The organism is Pseudomonas sp., from assembly GCF_026224925.1.
In the GTDB taxonomy this organism is placed as follows: Bacteria; Pseudomonadota; Gammaproteobacteria; order Pseudomonadales; family Pseudomonadaceae; genus Aquipseudomonas.
The window spans coordinates 1-1519 of the sequence record NZ_JAMFRV010000642.1 but is presented as its reverse complement, the minus strand read 5'-3'; the positions used below and the strand labels follow the sequence as shown (position 1 = coordinate 1519).

Annotated in this window: 1 protein-coding gene; it reads left to right on the top strand. The window is 56.0% G+C overall.

The features are described from left to right. Positions 1 to 1519: TonB-dependent receptor (locus M0974_RS26710; protein WP_297844220.1), on the top strand; the 1519-nt coding region annotated here is incomplete at both ends.

Sequence of the window (1519 nt, the reverse complement as noted above, 5' to 3'; positions counted from 1 at the left end):
GCTACTTCGCTCCGCCCGCCAATATCCCTGGAACTCTGCCCGTTCTCGGCACGGCGAATATCAGCTTCTCCGTTCCCAAGAATGGATATCAATGGAGCGTGCGCGGGGATGACTATATTGGGCAGAAAGACCGTGTATACGCTGAGTTTATGCGTACATACGACACCTCGATCAGCGCGCTGGCGCGTTCTCCGCTCAACTACGATCAGTCGAACAGCTCAGACTTTGCCAATGCCGACTGGACCCACACCTTCTCGCCCCGGCTGCTGAATGAACTCGGCGGCAACATGATTCGCCCGTACGGCGCTAACCTGCCCACGGCAAATGATGCTATCCCCTACATCAACGTGACCGGTATGACCGGCTTTGCGAATTGGGGCCCTGGCAACTTTACGCAGACCACGATCGGCTGGCGCGATGTGCTGACGGCTGTGGTCAAGAGCCATACATTGAAGTTTGGCTTTCAGGAAGACAACATCCGCGAGGCCGATTCGCAGAGTGGTGCCTTTGACCGGCCCACCTATAACTTCAACAGCATTCTCGACTTCATCCAGGACGAGGCGACCTCCGAGACTGGTACTCCGGTCAGCCTGTTGACCCACGATGAAGCTCCGTACAATCGTCGCTACCGCGCGCTTGTTACTGGAGCGTTTGTCCAGGATGACTGGAAGGTGACGCCACGGCTGACCGTCAACGCGGGACTTCGGTTCGACAGCATGCAAAACTTCTTCTCGATCTATAGCCCTACGCTGACGAACTTCAAGTTCGGCGATGGCGCGAGCTATGACGATCAAATCGCCAACGGTGTAGCTGGCCTGCAAAATACCACGCATGTGCTCAACCACACGGTGTACCTGTTCACGCCTCGCGTCGGCTTCTCGTACGACCTGCTGGGCAATGGCCGAACCGCCCTTCGTGGCGGGTTTGGCATGTTCGCCGATCAGCCGCCCTATATCCACATCACAGATATCACAGCCGGCAACCTGCCAAACTACTACACTCCAAGCATCAATGTGCAGTCTGGCCAGACGCCGACCTTCCAGCTTTGCAGCGCACCGAGCGGCTTCACTGAAGTCTGTCCCGTCGTCGATACAAGCAACGTCACGCTGAACAGCAGTGGAGGCATCACCGGTCAGCGAGCAGGTCTTGGTGGCTACTCACCCAACTACAAGCTCACGCAGATCGATGAGTGGTCGTTGAGCATACAGCACCAGTTTACGAATACGCTCGTTGCGGAGATCAACTACTCCGCCTCCGCTGCCCACCATCTACCCGTCTTCAACCAGGATGTCAATCGCTTTGCAGGTGACCTGATCGTGAATAAGGGCACGCTGACGAGACTTAATTCGAACTTTGGAGCCATCAACTACGCAACGTCCGATGGAAACTCGAACGGCAACATTGGATCTCTGGTGGTTGCTAAGCAGCTCGCACATGGATACAGCCTGCGGGGGATCTACTCGTATGGAAAGGCTCTGGATACGTTCAGTAATTCGGGTTCGTTGGATACGGGCGCCAT